Origin of the sequence: Oscillibacter sp. UBA6647, assembly GCA_002455655.1 — a bacterium.
Lineage (GTDB): Bacteria > Bacillota > Clostridia > Oscillospirales > Oscillospiraceae > Oscillibacter.
Genome location: DKLF01000051.1, coordinates 1 through 2584 on the forward strand (window position 1 = coordinate 1; position 2584 = coordinate 2584).

3 protein-coding genes are annotated in these 2584 nt (G+C 53.3%); all 3 read right to left on the reverse strand.

Annotation, left to right across the window (positions count from 1 at the left end; translation table 11 throughout):
• Window positions 1–98: 98 nt before the first annotated feature.
• A complete protein-coding gene (locus B2W96_RS04165) occupies window positions 99–668 on the reverse strand; it encodes an NADH peroxidase (protein ID WP_293008849.1) in 570 nt (189 codons plus the stop codon).
• 134 nt (window positions 669–802) lie between these two features.
• Window positions 803–1387: a flavodoxin family protein gene (locus B2W96_RS04170; RefSeq protein WP_293008851.1), complete on the reverse strand. Its 585-nt coding sequence runs from the start codon at window positions 1385–1387 to the stop codon at window positions 803–805.
• Window positions 1388–1477: 90 nt separating this feature from the next.
• Window positions 1478–1858, reverse strand: coding sequence for a desulfoferrodoxin (locus tag B2W96_RS04175; protein ID WP_293008853.1), 381 nt, complete (start codon window positions 1856–1858; stop codon window positions 1478–1480).
• Between the last annotated feature and the right edge of the window lie 726 nt (window positions 1859–2584).

A 2584-nucleotide genomic window follows, 5' to 3' on the forward strand; every position in this document is an offset into this window, starting at 1 on the left:
ACCCGCCCCGGTCCATTGGCCGGGGCGGTTTCTCACTGGAAAAAGCAGGCCCCGGGAATTTCCCGGGGCCTGCTTACTCTTAAATATGGAAGGAGCGCTTACTTGCCAAAGTATCTGTTCAGCAGACCGGCGAAGGCCTTGCCGTGTCTAGCTTCGTCACGGGCCATCTCGTGGACGGTGTCGTGAATGGCGTCCAGATTATACTGCTTAGCAAGCTTCGCCAGCTCAAACTTGCCCATGGTAGCGCCGTTCTCGGCCTCCACGCGCATCTCCAGATTCTTCTTGGAGGAATCGGTGACGACCTCGCCCAGCAGTTCCGCAAATCTGGCGGCGTGCTCAGCCTCTTCCAGACCGGCCTTATGCCAATAGTCGCCGATTTCGGGATAGCCCTCGCGATAGGCGGCCCGGCTCATCGCCAGATACATGCCCACCTCGGTGCACTCGCCGGTGAAGTTGGCCCGCAGACCCTCCACAATCTCATTCTGAACCTCAACAGGCACATTGTCCCCAAAGGACTTGCCCACGCCGATCACATGCTCGGCAGCCCAAACCATTTCACCCTTCTGCTCGATGAACTTAGAAGCAGGGGCGCCGCACTGGGGGCACTTCTCGGGGGGATTTTCGCCTTCAAATACATATCCGCAGATAGAACAAACCCATTTCTTCATATGATATTTCCTCCTTATAACCCGGCGTGCCATGCGCCGGCTTTTGGCTGACAGTTGTTTCTTGCTGTCTATGATATGAGTATATACGAATACGCTCATGTGTTAAGTTGCATATGCAACTTTAAAAAAATTTACTATTTTTCCACTTCATCGCAGAGCCGGTCGGCAAATTTCGCCGCGCGGTCGGACTTTTCCCTGTCCATAAACGGCACATCATAGCCCAGGTGCCGCTCCGCCAGCATTCCCAGATACTTCAGCCGGGAGTGCTTGCAATAGCGCCGCATACCGGCCTCCCAAAGGTCTGCCCCTTTTTCCGGGGCGTAGCCGCAGGTAGTCACCAGCGCCATGGACTTCCCCGCCCAAAGGGACGGGCCCTTGGCCTCGCCGTAATACTTGTTCATGCCGTATACCAGCCGGTCCACCACCGCCTTCATGGGCGGGGTGCAATACCACGCGTAAATGGGCGACGCCAAAACCAGCAAATCGCAGGAGAGGGCAGCGTCAAAAATCTCCTGCATGTCGTCCTGCTGTACGCAGCCAAAGACGGTCCAGTCCTTTTGACAGGCACGGCAGGCGGTGCAGGGCCTTACATCCTTTTTCCGGAGTGAAATCGTTTGGCAGAGATGGCCCCGCTCCTCCAGCCTTTGTGTAAACGGGACCAGAAGAGCGTTGGTATTGCCCTTTTCCCTTGGACTTCCTTGGAGAATACAAACCTTCATGCCTGTCCCTCCTCTTTCATGCGCATTCAGCAGAAAACCGATGGCCGCGCAGGCGGCCATCGGTTTTTGTTACTCGTGAGACTGAACCGTTTACAGCTCCTTTTTCCAGAGGCCGTGCAGATTGCAGTATTCATAGGTCGCCAGAACCTTTTCGCCGTTGAGGCAGAACGTGGCCTCGGGCGCATCGCCGGGCTTGAATTCATGACGCAGAGCGCCATGCTCGGTCTTCAGATAAACCCACTGGATATAATGCTCCTCAAGCATGGGATGTGCCACCGCGCCAACGGCGACCTTCACGGTATCCCCTTCCACAGTGACGACGGGGACGTGCTTCTCCTGACTGGCGTCAACGGTGTTGGCCGTCAACTCCACCATGGGGTCGCCGCAGCAGACCAGCTGGCCGCCGCCCGTATGAACCATCTCCACCAGATTGCCGCAATGCTTGCAAATGTAAAATTTCAGTTCGCTCATGATATGTGCTCCTTTCCATATTTCCCGTAATGTCCGCTTCGCTTTAAAAATCGCGGAAGACGGGTCCTTTTCCCGAGCTTTTCAGCTCTGCTTCCTGTGGGCGAACGGTGATCCGGGCCCAATGTGTCCCTGGCTTTGGGACGGTCCCCGATCACTCTCACCCGTGCCTGTGTTTCCATTAGCATAGCATTGCGGAAATGGGAAGTCAATACGCTTTTTGCCGCAAGCGGACGTTAATTACGTCCTTTTTAAACAGGCAAATTAAGTCTTATGCGTGACGGGACAGGTCTGTCGCGTCTGCAATTTTTGCGGCAATTTTGGATAGTTTAATCTCCAAACGCCTGTATGCGAAGTTTGTCTGACTTTCTTTCATGTTATCCTCCCGCCTTTACTTGCACCGCTTTTGGTTATATTAAAATATAACCAAAAATAGTTATACTATCAATACCAATAAAGGTGGTGTTACTGTGTTTAAAATTGACAGGCAATATGCGAACGCAAACGTACCCCGGACGATTCGTTTTACTGAAAAGCTTTTTGAGGACCTGAGCAGCACGGCGGAGGAGACCGGTATTTCCTTTAATATGCTGGTGCTGCAATGCTGTCGGTATGCTTTGGACCATCGGAAGCAAGGCAATGAGGAACCTTCAAAATAAACAGCAGCAATTTTTCCTTGTGACTTTCACAAATGAAACCGTCCCTGCGCCAATATGGCGCAGGGACGGT

Excerpts from the sequence above, each read along its gene's own strand:
- B2W96_RS04175 (WP_293008853.1), bottom strand. The coding sequence starts at position 1,858 with ATGAGCGAACTGAAATTTTACATTTGCAAGCATTGCGGCAATCTGGTG.
- B2W96_RS04165 (WP_293008849.1), bottom strand. The coding sequence starts at position 668 with ATGAAGAAATGGGTTTGTTCTATCTGCGGATATGTATTTGAAGGCGAA.
- B2W96_RS04170 (WP_293008851.1), bottom strand. The coding sequence starts at position 1,387 with ATGAAGGTTTGTATTCTCCAAGGAAGTCCAAGGGAAAAGGGCAATACC.